We start from the raw sequence: 23,512 nt of genomic DNA, 5'->3' as shown, positions 1-23,512 counted from the left end.
TTATTCTTTAAAATCATTGGCATCCAGCTCATGGCGCGACAACAACTTGTAAAACTCGGTACGGTTACGCCCTGCCATCCGGGCAGCCTGGGTCACATTACCTGTAGTGATTTGTAGCAACTTACGCAAATAATTCAATTCGAACTGATTACGGGCTTCAACAAAGGTTGGCAATGCCGTATTTTCCCCTTCCAGCGCCTGCTCAACCAGTGCCTCACTAATGACCGGAGCCGAGGTGAGTGCGACACATTGTTCAATCACGTTGACCAACTGGCGCACGTTCCCCGGCCAACTGGCGGTCATTAACCGCTTCATGGCATCGGTTGAGAAACTGCGGACAAATGGCTTATGCCGCTTAGCTGATTCACGTAACAGATGATTAGCCAGTAGCGGGATATCTTCTGAGCGCTCATGCAGCGCCGGGATCTTCAGATTCACCACATTCAAACGATAGTAGAGATCTTCGCGGAATTCATTTTTTGCCATGGCTTTAGGCAAATCACGGTGGGTGGCTGAGATGACCCGCACATCGATGCTTAAATCACGGTTGCTGCCCAGTGGGCGCACTTTGCGCTCTTGCAACACTCGCAGTAATTTAACCTGTAAAGACAGTGGCATATCGCCAATTTCGTCTAAAAACAGCGTGCCGCCTTCTGCGGCCTGAAATAGCCCTTCACGGCTACTGACCGCACCGGTAAACGCACCTTTGGCATGGCCGAATAATTCAGACTCCAGCAACTGTTCCGGCAATGCACCACAGTTAATGGCAATAAAGGCTTTTTTCGCCCGAGGGCTGGCAGCATGAATAGCTTGTGCCAGAACCTCTTTACCGGTTCCACTTTGCCCGATAATCAGCACACTAACGTCAGATTGCGCCACCATTTTAGCCTGCTCTAGCAAGCGCAACATAACCGGGCTGCGGGTCACTATCTCTTCACGCCAGGTATCATCACCGGCAGGAATAGAAAGCTCTAAAGCTGCATCAATGGCTTTATATAAAGCATCGCGATCAACGGGTTTGGTCAGGAAACTGAACACCCCTTGCTGGGTGGCAGCCACGGCATCAGGGATCGAGCCGTGGGCGGTCAGGATAATCACTGGCATGCCTGGCTGATGCTTCTGAATTTCCACAAACAGCGCCATGCCGTCCATTTCATCCATCCGCAAGTCACTGATAACCAAATCTATCTTCTCACGCATTAACAGGCGCAACGCTTCCTGGCCGCTTTCAGCCGTAGTGACATTAAACCCTTCGCTGGTTAAACGCATCCCCAGTAACTTAAGTAAGCTGGGGTCGTCATCAACCAGCAGTAGATTGGCCGGTTTGCGTGGCGTCATGAGATTCCTTATTGGTGGCAGGTGGTACATCCGTTGGGGGTACCACTGGCGGAGTATAAGTATCAGCCGGTTTTTCTACCGATTGCGGAGCCGGTTTAGTGTCAGCTTGAGGTGCTGTTGGTTTGGCTTCAACTGGCTTAGCTTCAACTGGTTTAGCTTCAACCGGTTTGGCTTCAACTGGTTTGGCTTCAACTGGCTTAGCTTCAACTGGCTTAGCTTCAACCGGTTTAGCTTCAACTGGTTTAGCTTCAACTGGTTTAGCTTCAACTGGTTTAGCTTCAACCGGTTTAGTTTCAACCGGTTTAGCTTCAACCGGTTTAGCCTCTACTGGCTTAGCTGCAACTGGTTTAGTCGCCTCAACTTTTGGCTGAGGTTTAGCCTCTACCGATTTCGGCACGATGGCTGATTTGCTATCTGCATCAGTATCTGGAATTTCATTCTGCAACTGCTTGCGTGTTGAAAGCTGCCGTTCGATATCAGTCAGGTTTTCTAACTTACGGGTGGTATCCAGCAAGTTATATTGCAACCGGGTCTGGCTTTCCCGCAGGCGATCAATCTGGGCGTCCGATTCGTCTTGTAAGCGCTGATAGCGAATGCGCTCTTCTGCCAGGGAGATGCGCAGCACCTGTTGCTCACGCCATAGCTGAATCAATGGGCGCACAGCCCCAGGGACGCTTTGGCTATAATTGTTTAAACGCTCAACCACTTGGCGACGTTCCGCCATTGTCGGCTCAGCACTGCTAACTAAAATGCCCTGCTTAAAGGCCGAAGGCCATGCCGTTACCGGTAGTGACTTCGCTAATACTCGTGCTTGAGTAGAACCCAAGCGTTCAGCACAATCCATTGCCCGTAGCCAGTAAAGGGAGTTCTCCAACGTCTCTTTATCATCAAGATCCCATAACACATCGCAAGATAAGGTCCGATAATCAACAATTTTCGTTTCCGGTATGACCATCTGTACTGCTTGTGAAAAACGGCTACTGGCTGGATTATCACTACATCCAGTGAGCAAAAGTGGAGCCAGCAACAAAGCTTGCCAAAAAATACCCATAGCAGATTTAGCCGCTGGCATCGCTGCCGCAGTTGATGTCGGACATGATAAAAAGACGGTCTTTTTAATAACGCTGCTCATAGACCTTTTGTACATTATTCATTCATTCTCGGCGGTTAGTGGCAATTCAACACGAAAGCAGACCGCAGCGTAATCAACGGCCACCAGTTGCAAGTCGCCCTGCATACGTCTGATGCAGTCCTGGGCAATACTCAGCCCCAATCCACTGCCTTTGACAGCCCCTTTTCGCTGGTGGCTTCCCTGATAAAAAGGCTCAAATATCATGGTTTCTTCAGAACGCGGGATCGGAGCCCCAGTATTGGCAATATCAATTTGTACGCGGTTATTCACCCGACGGCTGCGAATCCAAATGGTACCGGATTCCTCGCCATAGTGCACCGCATTGGAGTAGAGATTATCCAATACCCGCATTAATAGTGTCGGATCTGCCCAACAAATGTCCGCCTGAAGATCCGTTTCGGTGCGCAGAGCCTTGGCCCTTGCAGGTAAACTGTGGGCTGAAATAACATCCTCGACCATTTCTGCCAGCTCAACATTTTCATGTTCGCCGGGGCCGTCTGCCAGTTTACGGTTATAGTCTAATAATTGCTCAATCAATAATTGCAAATGGCGGCTACTGTTATCAAGGATAGCCACAACTTCTTTTTGATCTTGCGTCAACGGCCCGGCAACCTCATCCGCTAACAATTCAGTCCCTTCGCGCATACTGGCTAATGGTGTTTTCAATTCATGAGAGATATGGCGCAAAAACTCGTGGCGTTGTGACTCTAACCACGCTAAGCGCTCGCTGAGCCAAATAATACGTTGTGCCAGTGATCGTAACTCGCGTGGCCCTTTAAACAGCGCAGTATTACCCAATGGCCGCCCTTCACCCAAGCGATTAATCATCCGCTCAATGCCTTTAACCGGCCCGATTATCATCCGAGTGAATAACACCACTAACAGTACGCTGACTAAAAACAGCAACAGGGATTGCCAACCAAAGAATTGCCCACGTTCGGCAATATCTTTTTGTAGTTGCTGACCACGGGAGAAAATCACATCGCGCGTTGCCTGTACCATCTCGGCATTCGAGCGGGAGAACTGCTCCAACAGCGTTGACGCACTTTGTTCCGGGCCACTGTTTTTACATTTAATATCAGAAAGTTGTGCCAGTAAACCGCTCAGGGTCTGATAGTAACGGGCATCTGGCAGGATAGGGGCGTGAGTATCAAGCATTTGAGCGTACTGTTTACGCTGATGCTGATATAACTTTGCCAGTGTTGCGTCACCTAATACGCAGTACTGGCGATAGCTACGCTCCATTTCGAGCGCCACACTGGTCATCGCCTCACTGCGCCGCGCATCTGCCAGCGTAGTACGATTAATGTCGGCCGCCTGCGTGCTTAGGTGGTCAAGGCTTTGATAAGCCTGATATGCCAGCACCAATAAAGGTAACAGCACCAACAGAAATGCCATGAGCACCAATTGACGTAAAGAACGGGGGAATAAACGCCATCTTTTCAACGAAATCATCTCATTACCTATCATTCTGTGGTGATGCTAACTGACTGCGTGAGGATTACAATGCTTGTGGCCCAATTACCCGTCATATTTTAAGTTGCAGGTGTGTTGATTGCACTCAATAACCCGAATCACTGACTGATGTCAGCTCATTGGGATTAATGAGCCTCATCCTTGAGGCTCACCCTGCGGGCTAGCAGAAATACTGTTCAATCGGTTCCCGACCGATTTGTATCTCGTTTGTCGCCTGCCCACAACTTGAAATCTATTGGGTATGTACCAGGAACAATGTCTCTTGATTGAGATAAAAAAAAAGCACCTGGCTTTGAGCTAAGTGCTTTTAATTAAGGCTGCTTGTCCATATCGTCAGATATCATCATCAGACCTGCTTTTATTGTTATTTGCAGTAAAAACGGCGAGCTTAGCTTATCTTTGACCGTAATATACCCTGAATAATTCGTGAAGTATGGCGGGTATAGATGTGACAACGGGGCAATAAATTGCCCCGTCGCAGAATATGTGGATGCCCTTAAACATCGTCTCCAGTTTGATGAAGCCGAAGCAATCATCGGGAGGATGAGACGAATAGCATCCAAACATGTCCAAAATTGATGAACCATTCATCACAGCAGGACATAGGCGGTACCTCACTCAACGTGTCGTCCGATGTTTGATAAAGTGAATTCACACGATATCGGTTTGGTGGACGATAGGTACCAGTCTTAGGCATCATTCGATGGTTTATGAAGCGCATATTCCGCTTAATCGCGGGACTATCATAATAAGTTGAATGAGCAACTGTAAGTAATAATGCAGCTTGCGTGCCAAGTTTATCAAAAAAATATTAAACTTATGATTTAAAAAGAGAATAAAATAATTAAGAAGATTATCACCGAGGTGTCACCCGCCAGCTTTTATCAATTACCGCTGTTTTGTCGTCTATTCACGACAGCAATTCCCTGATTAAATAAATATTATATAAATCAAATACTTATATGTCTCCTATTTGAGACAGATTATCGGGCTATTGTCGCAATTTACCGACAAAATAATAAAGTGATTTAGAATCAACAAGTTAAAAAGTCATGATGGCATTTAATTATCCGTGTATCTCTGGCTGCCTGTTACTCTTCCCTTTGGAAGCATGCTGTTTAAATCATTATTACTTTATAAATTATGATGTTTAATAACTCACAAGAATGAGTCACGTTGATTACTTGACTCAGGTACCGACAAGAAATTGCCAACGTACAGCAAAAGAAAACACTGGTAATGGTTTATGCCCATAAGGTGATTCACAGGTATCTGCCGTGGAGTTGCACAACTTATCATTAGGAAGGTACTCATATGAAAATCAGTCTTATGATTCTCGCCAACATTATGTTGATCAATTTATCTGTAATGGCACAACCTATAACCCTTGAAGATTTACGGGTAAAACCCATACTGATAAATAATAGTCATATTCTCACTGATAATTTTTCCGTACATGGCGTGCAAACACATTATTGGCTCGAAAACAGTTCGGGTGAGATACCGATGACGGTAACAACGCTTGAACACCTGCTAATTACGACCTATCTCTATGATCAATATGATGATGAGAAAACACAGACTGCGACACTTATCGATAATCGCTCTAAGAATATGACCTTGTTTTTAGTGAATTTGCCGCCTGGGAACTATCGATTAGTTGTTACAGGATTGGCAACCGACCACCAGATTTCTAGCAAAACCTTTCATATGACATTAGCGAATCAGACCTCGGGGTATGACTCAAGTTATTAAAGATAAATGAATATATCTTAAGCCCTTATCAGCATGCGTAAAAAAGGGGCATCAACTGATGCCCCTGTTATCACAATCAAGGCTGATTCACTTAACCCAATTGCTTACGCGCATTACGGAACATACGCATCCATGGGCTATCTTCGCCCCACTCTTCTGGATGCCATGAGTTACTGACCGTGCGGAAGACCCGCTCTGGGTGCGGCATCATTACTGTTGCCCGCCCATTGGCGCTAGTCACCGCAGTAATCCCGTGAGCTGAGCCATTCGGGTTAGCCGGATAAACCTCAGTCACTTCCCCCAGATTATTCACAAAGCGCAAAGCCACCAGATTGTTCTGCTCAAGCAGCGCCAGATGTGCCGCATCACGCACTTCAACCCGCCCTTCACCGTGTGAAACCGCAATAGGCAGGCGAGATCCGGCCATATCTTGCATAAACAGCGATGGGCTATTGGCCACTTCAACCAAACTGAAACGCGCTTCAAAGCGATCAGACAGGTTGCGGACAAAGCGTGGCCAATGTTCAGCCCCTGGAATAAGTTCACGCAGATTAGACATCATCTGACAACCGTTGCAGACCCCCAATGCCAATGTTTCTGGGCGATGGAAGAAGGCTTCAAACTCATCACGAACCCGGTTGTTAAACAGAATAGATTTCGCCCAACCTTCACCCGCACCCAGCACATCACCGTAAGAGAAACCACCACAGGCCACTAAGGTCTGGAATGATTGCAAATCAGTTCGGCCGGCCAGCAGGTCACTCATATGTACATCGATTGCATCAAACCCGGCACGATGGAAGGCGGCAGCCATTTCTACGTGGGAGTTAACACCCTGCTCACGCAATACGGCCACTTTTGGCCGAACCTGCTTGATGATATAGGGTGCAGCGATATCTTTTGCGGGATCAAAGGTCAGTTGGACATTCAAGCCCGGATCAGTTTCAACCTGTTTAGCCTGATGCTCTTGATCAGCACAATCAGGGTTATCGCGCAGGCGCTGCATTTGCCAGGTGGTTTCTGCCCACCACAAGCGCAGAGTACTGCGTTTCTCGCGGTATACCACCTCAGTACCACTGAGAATATCGAAACTATCACCTTCAACAGCACGGCCCAGATAGTGAACACAGTTTGCCAGACCGTGATCTGCCAGCACTTTTTCCACTGCGGCACGTTGTTCAGCACGAACCTGAATCACCGCACCCAGTTCTTCATTAAACAGTGCCGCCAGCGCGTCATCACCCAAGGTGTGAATATCAACTTGCACCCCACAGTGACCGGCAAAGGCCATCTCAGCCAGTGTCACCAGCAAGCCGCCGTCAGAGCGATCGTGGTAGGCCAATAAAGCCTGAGAGGCTACTAAGCACTGCATCGCGTTAAAGAAGCCCGCCAGTTGCTGTACATCGCGCACATCAGCAGGTTTATCACCTAACTGACGGTAGACTTGCGTCAGTGCGGTTGCACCCAGCGCATTGTGGCCTGCACCTAAATCAATCAGTAACAGCGCGTTATCGCCTCTATCGGTGCGTAACTGTGGTGTCACTGTATGGCGAACATCCTCAACACGGGCGAAGGCAGTAATGACCAGAGAGAGCGGCGACGTCATTTCGCGCTGCTCATCACCTTCCTGCCAGCGGGTTTTCATCGACATAGAGTCTTTGCCCACCGGGATAGTAATCTCCAGCGCAGGGCATAGCTCTTCGCCCACCGCACGCACCGCGTCATACAAACCGGCATCTTCACCCGGATGACCGGCTGCTGACATCCAGTTAGCTGACAGTTTAATGCGTTTTAGCTCGCCAATCTGAGTGGCTGCGATATTGGTCAGTGCTTCACCTACCGCCAAACGGGCCGAGGCGGCAAAGTCCAGCAATGCCACTGGCGCACGTTCGCCCAATGACATCGCCTCACCATAGTAGCTGTCCAGACTGGCACTGGTGACCGCACAATCAGCCACCGGAATCTGCCACGGGCCAACCATTTGATCACGCGTCACCATACCGGTCACACTACGGTCACCAATGGTAATCAAGAAGGTTTTCTCTGCCACTGCCGGTAAATGCATCACCCGTTTGACCGCATCAGCGATGCTTATCTCAGCACGTTGCACTGCATCACCCTGCGCCTGAAGGCGGGTGACATCGCGCAGCATCTTCGGCGTTTTACCCAGCAAGACATCCAAAGGCATGTCAATTGGCTGATTATCGAAGTGGCGGTCATTCAGTGTCAGATGTTTTTCTTCCGTGGCTTCACCAATGACGGCATAGGGCGCACGTTCACGACGGCAAATTTCATCAAACTGAGCCATCTGCGCAGGGGCAACGGCCAGAACATAACGTTCCTGAGACTCGTTACACCACACTTCCAGCGGGCTCATGCCCGGCTCATCATTAAGAATGTCACGCAGTTCAAAACGGCCACCACGACCACCGTCGCTGACCAGTTCTGGCATGGCATTAGACAGCCCACCCGCACCGACGTCATGAATAAATAAAATCGGATTGTGATCACCTAACTGCCAGCAGCGGTCAATCACTTCCTGACAGCGGCGTTCCATTTCCGGGTTATCACGTTGTACTGAAGCAAAATCCAGATCCGCATCTGACTGGCCAGAGGCCATGGAAGAGGCCGCGCCGCCACCCAGACCGATATTCATTGACGGGCCGCCGAGCACCACCAGCTTGGCACCGACTGTTATCTCGCCTTTTTGTACATGGTCGGCCCGAATATTACCGATCCCACCGGCCAACATGATCGGCTTGTGGTAACCACGTAACTCAGTGCCGTTATGACTATTGACGCGCTCTTCATAAGTACGGAAGTAGCCCAGCAGCGCCGGGCGACCAAATTCGTTGTTAAAGGCCGCGCCGCCCAGTGGGCCTTCGGTCATGATATCCAGTGCGGTCACAATGCGATCCGGCTTACCAAAATTCTCTTCCCACGGCTGTTCAAATCCGGGAATACGCAGGTTAGAAACAGAGAACCCCACCAAACCGGCTTTAGGTTTAGCGCCACGCCCGGTAGCACCTTCATCACGGATTTCGCCACCTGATCCCGTAGCGGCACCCGGCCAAGGTGAAATTGCCGTCGGATGGTTATGAGTTTCTACTTTCATCAGGATATGCGCAGCTTCCTGATGGTAACCATAAACGCCATTATCAGGTGCAGCAAAGAAGCGCCCGACCTGAGAACCTTCCATCACCGCCGCATTGTCTTTATAGGCTGACAACACGTAATCCGGTGTGTGTTCAAAGGTATTTTTGATCATTTTAAACAGTGTTTTAGGCTGAGAAACACCGTCGATTATCCAATCTGCATTAAAGATTTTATGGCGGCAATGCTCAGAGTTTGCCTGAGCAAACATATACAACTCAATATCCGTCGGGTTGCGCCCCAGGCCGGTAAAGGCAGCCAGCAAGTAGTCAATTTCATCAGGAGCAAGAGCCAGACCCAACTTAATATTGGCCTGCTCCAGTGCACTGCGGCCCTGCGCCAAGATATCCACCCGTTGTACTGGCGCGGGTTGATGATGAGAGAATAACTGCTCTGCTTGCTGCAAATCGGTGAATACCGTTTCCATCATGCGGTCATGCAGCAGCGCCGACAATTGTTGCCATTGGCTTTCATTCAGCTCTGGGCCTTGAATATAGAAGGCCAGACCACGTTCCAGACGCAGAACCTGTGGCAACGCACAGTTGTGCGCGATATCCGTCGCTTTGGAAGACCACGGAGAAATGGTCCCCGGCCTTGGCGTAACCAGTAACAAACGCCCTTCCGGTGCGTGTTCAGGGAGAGAGGGTCCATACTTAAGCAGCCGTTGAAGTCTGGCGTGTTCATCAGCACTTAACGGGGCGCTAACATCGGCAAAGTGAACATATTCGGCGTAGATATCACTCACTAAAAGGTGAGCATCCAGGCAACGGGACAGCAGTTTGGTAATGCGAAAAGCCGACAAAGCGGGCGAACCACGCAGTATTTCCATAATCTAAGTTTCTCTCTCTTCGAAGCGACTGGAACAGCACTTCATTGGGCGCAGCATTTATTGGCGCAAAACAGGGGAAAACGCGCGCCATTATAGTGAATCTAAACCTCCGACGAAACCGTTTGCGTAGCTATTATTAATAATTGCGTCAGAAATTGTCGTTATCTCTAGAAGATGAATAGCAGATAAATAAGCTCGCAATAAAGTTGCACACTGACGATTTGTTGCGCAAAATGCCACTCCACTGGGGATTTAACCATGTCGATTCTTACTTCACAACACACACATAAAGAGCGCTGCCGAGAGATAACTATTTGACGCGCATAAAATTAAATTACTTTGTTATCGGTGTAGTTGCCTTACTTCTGGCCCTCGCGCTGTGGCCCAATATTCCCTGGCGCAGTAGTCAAGAAGGACAACTAGACCGTATAAAAGCCCGTGGCGAGCTACGTGTTAGCACGATTAGCTCACCACTTATCTACTTCACCGGAAAGGATGGCCCTTCCGGTCTTGACTACGAGCTAGCCAAACGTTTTGCCGACTATCTGGGGGTTAAGCTAGTCATTACCCCGCATCATAATATTGATGACTTGTTTGATGCACTTGATAGCGATGATGCAGACATGCTGGCTGCCGGGCTAATTTATAACCGTGAGCGTCTTAATCGGGCGCGTACCGGCCCTGCCTATTATTCAGTCTCGCAACAATTAGTATATCGACTGGGTAAACCACGGCCAAAATCATTCAGTGATCTGAAGGGTCAGTTGATTGTCGCCTCTGGTTCAGCCCATATGACCACCCTCAAACAACTTAAGCAGAGCAAATATCCCGATCTTAACTGGGGATCATCCATTGATCGTTCTGGCAAAGAGTTACTGGAACAGGTCGCGGACGGCAAACTTGACTATACCTTGGGTGATTCGGTGACAATCGCCCTACTGCAACGCATCCACCCGCAATTGGCGGTTGCTTTTGATGTCACAGATGAAGAGCCAGTCACTTGGTATTTCCAAAAGGGGGATGATGACAGCCTGTATGCCGCAATGCTCGATTTCTACAGCCAGATGGTTGAAGACGGCAGTCTGGCACGGCTGGAAGAAAAATATCTCGGCCATGTCGGTAGCTTTGATTATGTCGATACCAAAACATTCCTCTCAGCCATCGACAGTGTGTTGCCCGCTTTCCAATCCTTGTTTGAAAAACATGCCGGGGAAATTGACTGGAAACTGCTGGCAGCAATTGCTTATCAAGAATCCCATTGGAACCCGCAAGCCACCTCGCCCACTGGCGTGCGCGGTTTGATGATGCTAACCCGCGCCACAGCAGATGGTTTAGGGGTTAAAGACCGGGTTGATCCTGAGGAAAGCATTAAAGGCGGTTCCATTTACTTGCAGCGGTTAATGCAAAAAGTGCCGGAGACCATTCCAGAAGATGAGCGTATCTGGTTTGCGCTGGCTGCCTATAATCTAGGTTATGGCCACATGCTGGATGCTCGTCGCCTGACTAAAAATCAGAATGGTAATCCAGACAGTTGGGTTGATGTAAAAATGCGTTTACCCATGTTGAGTCAAAAACGCTACTACCCAAGCACCACCTATGGTTACGCCCGTGGTCATGAGGCTTATAACTATGTCGAAAACATCCGTCGTTATCAGGTCAGTCTGGTGGGATATTTGCAGGAAAGAGAGAAAAAAGCAGCCCAACATGCCGCTATCGAAGCAGAACTGGGTAAAGCTTATCCCGTTGTCGGCCCAGGCTGGTCAATCAATAACTAAGATGCTGCCAGCAGTGGCTCCGTAGAGGGAGAGGCCCACGGATGGGCCGAGTCATGGCTGACGGGTAGAGGCTTGCTGCGCGAGTTTCAACGCCTTTTGCTGCTCACGCCGTAGGCGGAAAAAAGCACTTAATTGGTGGGAACACGTCTCTGCCAGTACCCCGGCACTGACCTCTATTTGATGATTCATCCCCGGATGGTGCAAGATATCCACCAGCGAACCGGCAGCACCGGTTTTTAAATCATTAGCCCCATAGACCAAGCGACGGATCCGGCTGTGTATCATGGCTCCGGCACACATTACGCATGGCTCCAGCGTCACATATAGCGTGGCTTCCAGCAGGCGATAATTCTGCACCACCTGCCCGCCTTGCCGTAGCGCCATGATTTCTGCATGAGCGGTAGGGTCGTTATCGCGAATAGATTTATTCCACCCTTCACCAATAACCTGATTACCCAGCACCAACACCGCACCTACCGGGACTTCCCCCTCATTCTGCGCCCGCAGAGCCAGCGTCAACGCCCGCTGCATCCAGTACTCATCACTGTATTCAGCAGGCGAATCAAATTCAGAAGACAAACTTTTATCAGCAGACACATAAACCTCTCTGGTACTTTGGCGGCGTGCATTATACACAGCCAGCGACAACCGCTATACCCGCTATCTCCAATATAAAGTAGCTCAGTCCATAATGATCGGTTAATGTTCCGGCAGGATAGAAATATGAGAAGGCAAACACATGAAACTCAGTAAGAAAAATGCCGCTGTGGTGCGTAAAACCCTGAGTGGATGGGCCAGTGAAGGCGTTATCCCTGAGGGCGAGCATCAACGTCTGTTACAGAATATCGATATTCAACCTTTTGACTGGCGCAGATTAGCCGGTTACGCCTTTCTTGCCGCACTGGCTTCGCTGGTTATCGCCATTGGCAGCCTGATGGCTGATACTTTCCTGCTCAACTGGATAAGCCAGTTTTTCCGCTTCGATCCCCCGGTACGGGTGGTGGTCACTGCGATATTGGCCGCCGCTTTTTACGGTTGGGGCTTTAACCGCCGCCGGCGAGACGCCAGTAAGATCTACAGTAATGAGGCCGTACTCTTTCTCGGCGTAATATTTACCGCAGCCGCCATCGGCCAACTCGGCGTGTGGCTGGATAACGGTAGTGGGCGCATTTCAGTATTACTGCTTTTGGGTACCGTCATCTACGGTGTCGTGGGCTGGTTTGGCCGTGCGCCGTTGGTATGGCTATTTGCCTTGCTGTCACTGGGTAATGCGTTTGGGGCGGAAACCGGTTATCTGTCCGGTTGGGGAGCTTACTGGCTGGGAATGAGCTACCCGATACGCTTTATTGCGTTTGGCCTGCTACTTTGTGCAGCGGCACTGACATTACAACCACAGTTGGCACAACGCAGGCTAGATAGGGTGTCACAGGCGATGGGGCTGCTTTATCTGTTTATTGCCCTGTGGTTATTGTCTATTTTTGGCAATTACGGTGACCTGGACTATTGGTACCAGGTGCGCCAGATCGAGTTGCTGCATTGGAGCCTACTGTTTGCTATTGCTGCCAGTGTGGCTATTTGGCTAGGACTAAAGCGCGATGATGCTATGTTACGCGGGTTTGGCCTAACGTTTCTAGCCATCAACTTATATACCCGTTTCTTTGAGTTCTTCTGGGATGCGATGCCGAAAACTATTTTCTTCCTGCTGCTCGGCATCAGCTTGTGGTTATTGGGCCGACATGCCGAGCGCATATGGCGGCTTGGCCACCATGACAATGACGTCACCCACTAAAATCCAAACCGCTTAACATGGCGAATGACTTCAATGGACGTTTATTCTAATTGCTGTAATTCGCCGCTTTTACTGACCCGCCAGCGATGCTCGCAAAAATACAATAGCGGGTTATCCTGCTTGCTGTCCGAGTATCCGCTATAAAGTTTCAGCGGTGATCCCAAACGCTGTTCCAGTTGCACCACTTTCTCTGGCCCCAAACAGCGTAAAGGTAGCACCCAACCGCCATGACGCCGCGCCATGCGGCTACCGACCAGCCGCAAACGGTGAATAAATGTAGAATCATGATAAACCTGTTCCACCAGCCGTTGCGGCGAGCCGGTTATCAACCATACCTGTACGTCATGACTCTCCAAATATTGGCGCAAACGCATCACGACCACGGGAAATTCCGTCACTTTCTGGCGAAAATCATTCACAAAACGTAATTCCAGATCGTTCAAATGCGCTTCGCGCCGACCGAAGGTTATCGCCCACAGTAACAGGCTCATAGGCCAACGAGCGCAACGGCCTCCCGCCAGCAATCCCAGCCCAATCACCGGCAATAATGGGACCACCAGCAACAGATTTAGCGGCAAATGTCGCAACAGAAAACGCAAAAAACTGCCGAACATGTCCTGTTGATGCAACGTGCCATCCAGATCAAAGAAGACAATGCGTTTGGCACTTGTTGATGGTGCCTCAGCCGTCCCCTCGCACTTATTGCCAGCATGCTTAAAGGTTGATGTAGCCTGCTCTGCGCTCAAACGTTACTCCTCAGGGTCATTGAATCCCATAAACCAGGTAAATATAAAGCTTACGAGTATGGTGACAACCATCGTAGCTAAATACAACATCACTTTGCCTGTGGCACCAGGGCCAACAATCAACTGATGCTGGCTCCCTGAGTGTGAGTCTTACAATGCAGCACGCAAATAGCCGTTATGCTGCTGTAGGTCCTGACGAGCCTGCTCGGCACTCACGCCTTTCAGAATCATCAAAATGGCCGGTTTTACCTCAAACTCCGTTTGTGATAAGGCATTTTCAGCCTCTACACGGCTGGCACCGGTGGCTTCAACCACAATGCGGCAAGCGCGATCGATCAGCTTCACGTTGGTCGCTTTCACATCGACCATCAGATTTTGATAAACCTTACCCAGTTTCACCATCGCCCCAGTGGATAACATATTCAGCACCAACTTTTGTGCAGTACCCGACTTCATACGCGTAGAGCCAGTGAGGGCTTCTGGCCCGACTACCGGTGAAATCGCAACCTGAGCTTCCTGCGCGATGGGAGAGTCTGGGTTACAAGAAATGGCCGCCGTTGGGCACCCAAGCTGGCGGGCATAACGTAGCGCACCGATGACATAAGGCGTGCGACCAGACGCTGCCAACCCGACCACCATATCAGTGGCTGTCAGCTTTAAATCTTGCAGATCCCGTACACCGAGCGCGATATCATCCTCAGCACCTTCCACCGCCTTAAGTAAAGCGCCTGGGCCTCCGGCAATTAAGCCGATCACCCTGCCATGAGGTACGCCAAAGGTCGGTGGACATTCGGAAGCATCCAACACGCCGAGCCTCCCGCTGGTACCGGCCCCCAGATAAATTAGCCGCCCACCTTGCTTTAAGGACTCTGCGGCTAAATCTACCGCTTGAACGATAGCCGGTAAGACCAAACGAATGGCCTCCGGCACTTTGCGATCTTCATCATTAAAGCAGGTCAACATCTCGAGCGTAGAAAACTTATCCAACTCCATCGTAGCCGGATTACGACTTTCTGAAATCAATGTACCCAAATTCATGATATGTCCTTCATTGAATTTTTAATTCATAACATTTAATTTACAAATGAATATTATATTCATTTAAGCGACTATTTTCTTGCGCTATTCATCTAATGAACACAAAAAAGGGTGCTATGCTCCATCACTTGCCGTTTATCTTGAGTATTTCCGGGTATTATTTTTCCCGCATTCAGGAACTGATTTATGAGTAGTCTTCTTCGCATCCGTCAGCTTTATCCGACGCTGGCACAAAATGACCGTAAGTTAGCCGATTTCCTGCTAACCAATCCTGAGCAGGCACGCCATCTTAGTTCGCAAAAGTTGGCGCAGCAAACCGGTGTCAGCCAATCTGCGGTAGTTAAATTTGCCCAAAAATTAGGCTACAAAGGCTTCCCGGCGCTAAAACTGGCCCTGAGTGAAATTGTCGCGGCCCCAGCACAGGCTGTAACACTGCATAATCAAATCTTGAGCACTGACAGTTTGAAGATCGTCGGGGAAAAACTCCTGAGCGAGAAAGCCGCAGCACTACGGGCAACTCTGGATATCAACAGTGAACAACGACTTACGCAAGCATTAGAGATGTTATTGTCGGCGCGAAGAATTATTCTGACCGGTATTGGAGCATCCGGGCTGGTAGCAAAAGATCTGGCTTATAAGCTACTGAAAATCGGTATTATGGCGGTCTCGGAAACCGATATGCATGCACAATTGGCCGCAGTACAAGCATTGGATGCGCGGGATTTACTGCTGGCTATCTCATTTAGCGGTGAACGCCGCGAGATAAATCTGGCGGCTGAAGAGGCACAGCGTTCTGGTGCCAAAGTGCTGGCACTGACCAGCTTCTCCCCTAACAGTTTGCAGCAACGTGCCGACCATTGCTTATATACCATTTCGGAAGAGCCAGCGATTCGCAGTGCAGCGATCTCCTCAAGTACCGCGCAATATGCTCTAACTGATCTATTATTTATGGCGATGATCCAGCAAGACTTGGAAAGCGCTCAGGATCATATTAAGCACAGTGCGGCACTGGTAAAAAAACTGGTCTAAGGATACCAGAGGGGTATAATCCCCCGCAGTTGAGAATACCCGACCTAAGGTAAAAGAAAGCATGGCCCTGTTGATCACTCGTAAATGTATTAATTGCGACATGTGCGAGCCGGAATGCCCTAATGAGGCAATTTCCATGGGTGCAGAGATCTATCAGATTGATCCGATGCGCTGTACGGAATGTGTCGGTCATTACGAAACACCAACCTGCCAGTTGGTCTGTCCTATCGATAATACGATTGCTATCGATCCTGCCTGGGTTGAGAGTAACGAACAACTGTGGGATAAGTTTGTCCAACTGCATCACGCCGAACGTTTGTAATACCCGCTGCAATATTCGTTTTTAATACCTACATTTGCGCATAGCAAAAAGGGCTGCATTCTCATGCACACCCTCGTTCTCTCTTGCCACGGTTAGCCGCTAACACTGTCTTAACTTTCAATAATGACGGTCGCGCAGGCATAACGCCGTTCATCGGCCAAACTTACATGCAGGGATTTGACACCCAGCTCAACGGCCAATTCTGCCGCTCGTTGATGTAAATGCAATGTCGGCTTACCCAGTGCATCGTTAACGACTTCAAACTGATTAAATGCCAAACCATTACGAATACCGGTGCCAAATGCCTTAGCTGCGGCCTCTTTAACGGCAAAGCGTTTTGCCAGAAACCGAATTGGCTGTTGATGCTGCTGATAATGCTGCCATTCCGATGGGCTAAGGATACGCCGAGCCAGTTTTTCGCCACTGCGTTCCACCACGGCCTCAATCCTTGAAATCTCAACAATATCAGTGCCTAACCCCAAAATCGCCATTAACGACGCGCTTCCCGCATTAATACTTTCATATCAGTAACGGCAGCCGCCAGGCCCGTCATTACTGCCTGACCAATAATGGCATGACCGATATTCAGCTCATGCATCTCTGGTAAGGCTGCGATCGGTTGCACATTGTGATAAGTCAGTCCATGGCCTGCATTTACCTTCAATCCTTTGCCTGCGGCATAGGTCGCGGCTTTGGTTATGCGTACTAATTCAGCCTGACGCACCAAATCGGTAGTAGCATCCGCGTATGCGCCGGTATGAATCTCAATATATGGGGCACCCACGGCAACGGCTGCATCAATCTGGCGCATGTCGGGATCGATAAACAGTGACACCAGAATACCAGCCTCAGATAATCGGCTCACCGCAATGGTCATTTTATCGAGTTGACCGGCAACATCCAGCCCGCCTTCGGTGGTGACTTCCTGGCGTTTTTCCGGCACCAGACAGCAAAAGTGCGGTTGTAACTCACAGGCAATATCAACCATTTCATCAGTAACCGCCATCTCCAGATTCATGCGGGTCTGGATGGTTTGGCGCAAGATGCGTACATCCCGATCAGTGATATGGCGACGATCTTCACGTAAATGCACGGTAATACCGTCGGCACCGGCTTGCTCGGCAATAAACGCTGCCTGAACAGGATCGGGGTAAATGGTCCCACGTGCATTTCGTAATGTCGCAATGTGATCAATATTGACGCCCAACAATAAATCAGCCATGACAGCCCTCCAGATATGGATGCATCTTTAATAGGTCAATAAGCACGCAAAGAAAGCCTGCCCTTAAACGCGTAAGTGCCTCGCAGTTTACACCGACTAGACTGTCAGCGGATAGGTTACTGTGCGGGAAAGTTGATGGTGGGCAGTTTAAAAAATGAGGGGATTGCCGCTATGGTGTGGGATCTGCTGGCGGTTTAATCACAAACTGGCGAAACAGTTCACGGCTTTTTAACGGCTTACCGCCCAGATAGGGTTTAAGGGCGATGCGGGTGAATCGCTTAGCGGCGCGTAAAGTATCAGCATCAGGAAACTCACGGTTAGCTAAGGCTGATAATTGGCGACCGGTAAAGCTATAGTGATCAACCACTAAGCTGGCGATAAATCCTTTTTCTTCCCGATAGCGGTAGGTCATGGTATCTGATATTGGCTGACCACTCCCTGCACAATGGAGAAAGTCCACACCATAACCAAGATGGGCCAATATCGCCAACTCAAACTGGCGCAGAGCATATTCAGGCGATCCATCGCTGCCTGCCAACGCCTGTAAGCAATGCAGATAATCGAAGAATAGAGCAGAGTAATTGGTTTGATGTTCTAACACGCGGGAGAGCAGCTCATTGACATATAAGCCGCTGTATAACATAGAGCCAGTCAATGGAAGAGCCAATGATACAGGCTCAGCACTGCGTAAGGTTTTAACTTCACCGCGCCCAGCCCAACGGACCAATAATGGCGTAAAAGGCTGCAAGCAGCCTTTTAGATTAGAACGGCGACCCCGTGCACCTTTTGCCAACACCCGCATACGCCCCTCCCCTTCAGTGAATAAATCCAGCATTAAACTGGTTTCACTGTAGGGCCGCCCATGCAGGACAAATGCGCGTTGCCAACCGTCCATTGGCGAGCCTTACTTCAGATCGTCGGTATAGCCTAAGCTGCGCAATGCACGTTCGTCATCTGCCCAACCTGATTTCACTTTCACCCACAGCTCAAGATGTACTTTTGCTTCGAACATTTGCTCCATGTCCTGACGGGCTTCAATACCGATGGTCTTGATTTTCGAACCTTTATTACCGATGACCATTTTCTTCTGGCCTTCGCGTTCAACCAAAATCAGCCCATGGATGTTATAACCACCGCGCTCATTTGGTACAAACTGTTCAATTTCAACCGTTACCGAGTAAGGTAATTCCTCACCCAAGAAGCGCATCAGTTTTTCACGGATGATTTCTGACGCCATAAAGCGCTGGGAGCGGTCTGTAATGTAATCTTCTGGGAAATGATGACCCGCTTCCGGCATAAGCTTGCGTACAATGCTGGCGATGGTATCCACGTTCATTCCTTTCTCAGCAGAGATAGGAACAACATCCAGGAAATTCATCTGCTTACTTAAGAACTGAATATGGGGCAACAGCTTGGTTTTGTCTGTTACGTTATCAACTTTGTTGATCGCCAATAATACCGGGCATTGTAAACTGCGCAGCTTATTAACAACCATTTCATCGTCGGCAGTCCAATTGGTGCCTTCAACGACAAAAATCACTAATTCCACATCACCGAGAGAGCTGCTTGCCGCGCGATTCATTAAGCGGTTAATGGCGCGTTTTTCTTCAATATGCAGCCCTGGGGTATCAACATAAATGGCCTGATAAGGCCCTTCAGTATGGATCCCCATAATCCGGTGGCGTGTGGTTTGCGGTTTACGTGAAGTGATGGAGACTTTTTGCCCCAACAGTTCATTTAGCAAGGTAGATTTCCCCACATTCGGGCGACCTACAATTGCAATAAAACCACAATACGTTTTTTCTACTTCGCTCATTCAAGCTCCAACTGTTTCAGCGCTTGTTCCGCTGCCGCCTGCTCAGCTTTACGGCGACTTGAGCCGGTACCTATTACCGGTTCATTCAAGCCACTCACCTGGCAGTGGATAGTAAATTCCTGGTCATGCGCTTCACCGCGAACCTGCACAACCAGATAAGAAGGTAATGGCAGATGACGGCCTTGCAAATATTCTTGCAAGCGCGTTTTTGGGTCTTTCTGCTTATCACCAGGGCTGATCTCATCTAAGCGACTGCGATACCAGTCGAGAATCAGCCGTTCAATCATATGAATATCGCTATCGAGGAATATACCGCCAATTAAGGCTTCGACGGTATCTGCCAAAATTGATTCACGGCGGAAACCACCACTTTTCAATTCACCCGGCCCAAGGCGCAAACATTCACCAAGGTCAAATTCACGGGCCATTTCGGCGAGTGTATTCCCTCTAACCAATGTGGCGCGCATCCGACTCATATCCCCTTCATCAACACGGGGAAAACGGTGATACAGCTCATTGGCGATAACAAAACTTAATATAGAGTCACCCAGGAACTCCAAACGCTCATTGTGTTTGCTATTGGCGCTACGATGAGTCAGTGCTTGCAGCAAGAGCTCCTGCTGTTGAAAAGTGTAGCCCAGCTTCCGCTGTAGCCTGTTTATTACGATGGGGTTCATGAGTTACCAATAGATCAAGAATGCGTCAAAAACTACAGCATACGGAACAGGTCTGATCCGCCAATATGCAGGACAAAGCTGTTTCGTTTGCAGTGGCTCCCATAAAGAAGCCAACTTTTATCGCTCGAAAGGTTATTCTACAACGAGTGGAAATATAATGCTGCGTTTAAATACCCTGCTTACTTGAAGTTGCAGCAGCGCTAGCGGCTTTCGTTACTCAGCCCATCCTTGGGCCTCGCCTTTACGAGGCCGCCGCAAACGGCGTTCAAATCTACTCCCAGCAGATTTGTCACCCGAATCACTGACTTTTGTCAGCTCATCGTGATTTACTCGTTTACTCGCTTGCTGCAACTCCAACGATTTTGGGTATAGCCGATATTAATGAATTCCACCAATTCGACTTAAACGAACACCCGTTGGCCATTCACCTTCTTGCTTTTCAAAACTCATCCAGATAGCCGTAGCTTTACCAACCAGATTACGTTCCGGCACAAAACCCCAGAAGCGGCTATCGGCGCTGTTATCCCGGTTGTCGCCCATCATAAAGTAATGGCCTTCCGGCACCACCCATACCCCTAACGGCTGGCCAGGTTGCTGATAATAAGAACCAATCGGATCCTGACGCCCAGGGACAGTCAGAATATGGTGTGCAACCGGCCCAAGCGTTTCAGTACGCTCGCGCAGACGCACGCCACCATCAGGCACCGCTTGGTTTGTCGGGATCTGGAAGAAGCCAGCAGAAGCCTCACCATTGCCGCTATAGCGGAATGTCTGCACAAAGTCGCTTGGCTCAGATGCACTGTAAGTAATCGGCAACGCGCTATCACAAGAAGTACCGGTATTACACGCAGGCTGAACCGTGACCTCTTTGCTGATTGGATTATAACTCACCCGGTCCCCCGGCAAGCCCACGACTCGCTTGATATAGTCCAAACGTGGATCTAGCGGATATTTAAATACCGTAATATCGCCACGTTTGGGATGCCCCGTAGGGATCAGCGTGGTTTGCGTGATGGGGTCTTTAATCCCATAAGCAAACTTCTCAACCAGAATGAAGTCACCGATCAAGAGCGTTGGCATCATCGAACCAGAAGGGATCTGGAAGGGTTCGTAAATAAACGAACGGACGATAAATACCAGAGCTAACACCGGGAAGACTGACGCACAAGTCTCTATCCAGCCAGGCTGCCTTGCTGCCTGTGCTAAAGTCTTATTATCTACAGCACAACCCGTTTGTGCCTTGATCGCCGCAGTTTGCGCATTAACAGCCGCAATTTTTGCCTGGCGAGCCGGTCCCCATTTAAACCGCTCAAAGCACCAGATAATCCCTGTCAGCAGTGTCGCTATCGCTAAAATCAAGGCAAACATGTTAGCCATCAAAACTCCTTATTTGCTGTCTTTTCCGACGTGCAGAATAGCCAGGAAAGCCTCTTGCGGTAATTCAACGTTACCGACCTGCTTCATACGTTTCTTACCGTCTTTCTGTTTCTGCAAAAGTTTCTTCTTACGGCTAACATCACCGCCATAACATTTCGCCAGTACGTTTTTACGTAACTGTTTCACAGTAGAACGAGCAATAATGTGGTTGCCGATAGCAGCCTGAATAGCAATATCAAATTGCTGGCGCGGGATCAGTTCTTTCATTTTCTCAACCAGATCACGGCCACGGTATTGCGCATTATCACGATGGGTAATAAGCGCCAGCGCGTCAACACGTTCGTTGTTGATTAACACATCAACACGCACCATGTCAGAGGTTTGGAAACGTTTGAAATTGTAATCCAGCGAGGCGTAGCCACGGGATGTTGACTTCAGGCGATCGAAGAAATCGAGAACCACTTCAGCCATCGGGATTTCATACGTCAGTGCCACTTGGTTACCGTGGTAAACCATGTTGGTCTGCATACCGCGTTTTTCAATACACAAAGTGATGACGTTACCCAGGTATTCCTGTGGCAACAGCATATGACACTCAGCAATCGGCTCACGCAGCTCTTCGATGTTGTTCAACGCAGGCAGCTTGGATGGGCTATCAACGTAAACGGTTTCCTGACTGGTGGTGATTACTTCATATACGACCGTCGGTGCAGTGGTGATCAACTCCAGATCGTATTCACGCTCCAGACGCTCCTGAATGATCTCCATGTGCAGTAAGCCGAGGAAGCCACAGCGGAAACCAAAGCCCAATGCAGTAGAGCTTTCTGGTTCGTAGAACAAAGAGGCGTCATTAAGACTCAACTTGCCCAGCGCATCACGGAAAGCTTCATAATCGTCTGAACTAATAGGGAACAGACCTGCATAAACCTGTGGTTTTACTTTCTTAAAGCCAGGTAATGACTTCTCTGCCGGGTTACGGGTCAGAGTCAATGTATCGCCGACCGGTGCGCCTAAAATGTCTTTTATCGCACACACCAACCAGCCAACCTCACCGCAGTTCAGCACATCGCGATCTATACGTTTTGGTGTAAAAATACCGAGGCGTTCAGCATTATAACTCTGCCCGGTACTCATTACTTTGACCTTATCGCCTTTACGCAATGAGCCATTTTTAATACGAATTAACGATACAACACCCAGATAATTATCAAACCAGGAATCGATAATTAGCGCTTGCAATGGGCCATCAGGATCACCCTGTGGCGGCGGAATATCACGCACCAAACGCTCAAGGATATCAGGCACGCCTACGCCGGTTTTCGCTGAACAACGCACCGCATCGGTGGCATCAATGCCTACGATATCTTCAATCTCTTCAGCAACGCGCTCAGGATCGGCTGCAGGCAGGTCGATTTTATTCAAAACCGGCACCACTTCCAGATTCATTTCCATCGCGGTATAGCAGTTAGCCAGCGTCTGCGCTTCAACACCTTGCCCTGCATCCACAACCAGCAATGCCCCTTCGCAAGCCGCCAAAGAGCGGGAAACTTCATAGGAGAAGTCAACATGGCCAGGAGTATCGATAAAGTTGAGCTGATAGGTTTGACCATCTTTAGCATGGTAATCAAGGGTCACACTCTGTGCCTTGATGGTAATACCACGCTCACGCTCCAGATCCATAGAATCCAGCACTTGAGCGGCCATTTCACGCTCAGCTAATCCGCCACAAATCTGAATAATACGGTCCGACAGTGTCGATTTACCGTGGTCAATATGGGCAATAATAGAAAAGTTTCTTATGTGCTTCATTTATATGAATTTTTCTCTAGTCGTTGTCTTTAATTGATTATTGGTGGACACAGCGATGGACTCAAACCCAAAACTACCCACATAAATATGCACGCATCTTACACTGTAAGTCTGCCTCGTGAAAGGCATCACACTTAGCTTGTTAGCTGATTTGCCCTGTTAAAATGTATCAGCGCTTTACCTCACATAGTGATTGATAGCACACACGCTTAGCGCTACTCCTGGCTGA

At 49.1% G+C, this 23,512-nt stretch carries 19 protein-coding genes and 1 pseudogene; 5 read left to right on the top strand and 15 right to left on the bottom strand.

Annotation, left to right across the window (positions count from 1 at the left end):
• The 3 genes from glrR to EL015_RS05595 all read right to left on the bottom strand — a co-directional run bounded on the left by glrR (position 1) and on the right by EL015_RS05595 (position 3,925).
• Complete coding sequence (gene glrR / locus EL015_RS05605) at positions 1-1,338, bottom strand: two-component system response regulator GlrR (protein ID WP_032907964.1); 1,338 nt, start codon at positions 1,336-1,338, stop codon at positions 1-3.
• Entirely contained in the window at positions 1,301-2,410 is a 1,110-nt protein-coding gene (gene qseG / locus EL015_RS05600; RefSeq protein ID WP_005192765.1) for a two-component system QseEF-associated lipoprotein QseG, read from the bottom strand. Before qseG ends, glrR begins: the two co-directional genes overlap by 38 nt.
• Before the next feature lie 78 nt (positions 2,411-2,488).
• Positions 2,489-3,925: a sensor histidine kinase gene (locus tag EL015_RS05595; protein WP_032907966.1), complete on the bottom strand. Its 1,437-nt coding sequence runs from the start codon at positions 3,923-3,925 to the stop codon at positions 2,489-2,491.
• Positions 3,926-5,260: 1,335 nt separating this feature from the next.
• On the opposite strand from EL015_RS05595, the gene EL015_RS05590 reads away from it, so the two are divergent.
• Positions 5,261-5,701 (top strand): hypothetical protein, encoded by a 441-nt coding sequence (locus EL015_RS05590; protein WP_032906987.1) that lies wholly within the window; start codon positions 5,261-5,263, stop codon positions 5,699-5,701.
• 91 nt (positions 5,702-5,792) lie between these two features.
• On the opposite strand, the gene purL is transcribed toward EL015_RS05590, so the two are convergent.
• A complete protein-coding gene (gene purL / locus EL015_RS05585; protein WP_005188592.1) occupies positions 5,793-9,683 on the bottom strand; it encodes a phosphoribosylformylglycinamidine synthase in 3,891 nt (1,296 codons plus the stop codon).
• A gap of 314 nt (positions 9,684-9,997) precedes the next feature.
• On the opposite strand from purL, the gene mltF reads away from it, so the two are divergent.
• On the top strand, positions 9,998-11,458 hold the full coding sequence (mltF, locus tag EL015_RS05580; RefSeq protein ID WP_005188596.1) for a membrane-bound lytic murein transglycosylase MltF: 1,461 nt from the start codon (positions 9,998-10,000) through the stop codon (positions 11,456-11,458).
• Positions 11,459-11,509: 51 nt separating this feature from the next.
• On the opposite strand, the gene tadA is transcribed toward mltF, so the two are convergent.
• On the bottom strand, positions 11,510-12,094 hold the full coding sequence (gene tadA, locus EL015_RS05575) for a tRNA adenosine(34) deaminase TadA (protein WP_032907019.1): 585 nt from the start codon (positions 12,092-12,094) through the stop codon (positions 11,510-11,512).
• Positions 12,095-12,197: 103 nt separating this feature from the next.
• Between tadA and EL015_RS05570 the strand changes: the two genes are divergently transcribed.
• On the top strand, positions 12,198-13,247 hold the full coding sequence (locus EL015_RS05570) for a hypothetical protein (protein WP_005188602.1): 1,050 nt from the start codon (positions 12,198-12,200) through the stop codon (positions 13,245-13,247).
• Between the two features lie 41 nt (positions 13,248-13,288).
• On the opposite strand, the gene yfhb is transcribed toward EL015_RS05570, so the two are convergent.
• The 3 genes and pseudogenes from yfhb to murQ form a co-directional block, all read right to left on the bottom strand.
• Positions 13,289-13,993, bottom strand: coding sequence for a phosphatidylglycerophosphatase C (gene yfhb / locus EL015_RS05565; RefSeq protein ID WP_005188606.1), 705 nt, complete (start codon positions 13,991-13,993; stop codon positions 13,289-13,291).
• A 3-nt stretch (positions 13,994-13,996) separates the two neighbouring features.
• Positions 13,997-14,095: pseudogene (locus tag EL015_RS21890) on the bottom strand (PTS transporter subunit EIIC); the annotation flags it as partial.
• 48 nt (positions 14,096-14,143) lie between these two features.
• Entirely contained in the window at positions 14,144-15,031 is an 888-nt protein-coding gene (gene murQ, locus EL015_RS05555; RefSeq protein ID WP_005188614.1) for an N-acetylmuramic acid 6-phosphate etherase, read from the bottom strand.
• Between the two features lie 186 nt (positions 15,032-15,217).
• On the opposite strand from murQ, the gene EL015_RS05550 reads away from it, so the two are divergent.
• Together EL015_RS05550 and EL015_RS05545 are read left to right on the top strand one after the other, a co-directional pair.
• Positions 15,218-16,060, top strand: coding sequence for a MurR/RpiR family transcriptional regulator (locus EL015_RS05550; protein ID WP_005188617.1), 843 nt, complete (start codon positions 15,218-15,220; stop codon positions 16,058-16,060).
• A gap of 61 nt (positions 16,061-16,121) precedes the next feature.
• The gene (locus EL015_RS05545; protein WP_032906988.1) at positions 16,122-16,382 is read left to right on the top strand and encodes a YfhL family 4Fe-4S dicluster ferredoxin; all 261 of its coding nucleotides are present in this window, start codon (positions 16,122-16,124) and stop codon (positions 16,380-16,382) included.
• 110 nt (positions 16,383-16,492) lie between these two features.
• On the opposite strand, the gene acpS is transcribed toward EL015_RS05545, so the two are convergent.
• The 7 genes from acpS to lepA form a co-directional block, all read right to left on the bottom strand.
• Positions 16,493-16,873, bottom strand: coding sequence for a holo-ACP synthase (gene acpS, locus EL015_RS05540; RefSeq protein ID WP_032906989.1), 381 nt, complete (start codon positions 16,871-16,873; stop codon positions 16,493-16,495).
• A complete protein-coding gene (gene pdxJ, locus EL015_RS05535; RefSeq protein ID WP_005188623.1) occupies positions 16,873-17,604 on the bottom strand; it encodes a pyridoxine 5'-phosphate synthase in 732 nt (243 codons plus the stop codon). Before pdxJ ends, acpS begins: the two co-directional genes overlap by 1 nt.
• Before the next feature lie 169 nt (positions 17,605-17,773).
• On the bottom strand, positions 17,774-18,499 hold the full coding sequence (gene recO, locus EL015_RS05530) for a DNA repair protein RecO (protein WP_005188626.1): 726 nt from the start codon (positions 18,497-18,499) through the stop codon (positions 17,774-17,776).
• A 9-nt stretch (positions 18,500-18,508) separates the two neighbouring features.
• The gene (era, locus tag EL015_RS05525) at positions 18,509-19,420 is read right to left on the bottom strand and encodes a GTPase Era (protein WP_032906990.1); all 912 of its coding nucleotides are present in this window, start codon (positions 19,418-19,420) and stop codon (positions 18,509-18,511) included.
• The gene (rnc, locus tag EL015_RS05520) at positions 19,417-20,097 is read right to left on the bottom strand and encodes a ribonuclease III (protein WP_032906991.1); all 681 of its coding nucleotides are present in this window, start codon (positions 20,095-20,097) and stop codon (positions 19,417-19,419) included. The genes era and rnc overlap by 4 nt, the downstream gene beginning before the upstream one ends.
• Before the next feature lie 378 nt (positions 20,098-20,475).
• The gene (gene lepB, locus EL015_RS05515) at positions 20,476-21,474 is read right to left on the bottom strand and encodes a signal peptidase I (RefSeq protein WP_005188633.1); all 999 of its coding nucleotides are present in this window, start codon (positions 21,472-21,474) and stop codon (positions 20,476-20,478) included.
• A 9-nt stretch (positions 21,475-21,483) separates the two neighbouring features.
• Entirely contained in the window at positions 21,484-23,283 is a 1,800-nt protein-coding gene (gene lepA / locus EL015_RS05510; protein ID WP_005188636.1) for a translation elongation factor 4, read from the bottom strand.
• Between the last annotated feature and the right edge of the window lie 229 nt (positions 23,284-23,512).

This window comes from Yersinia intermedia, assembly GCF_900635455.1.
GTDB lineage: Bacteria > Pseudomonadota > Gammaproteobacteria > Enterobacterales > Enterobacteriaceae > Yersinia > Yersinia intermedia.
The sequence above is the reverse complement of the archived record's forward strand: the minus strand, read 5'-3'. Positions and strand labels throughout refer to the sequence as shown.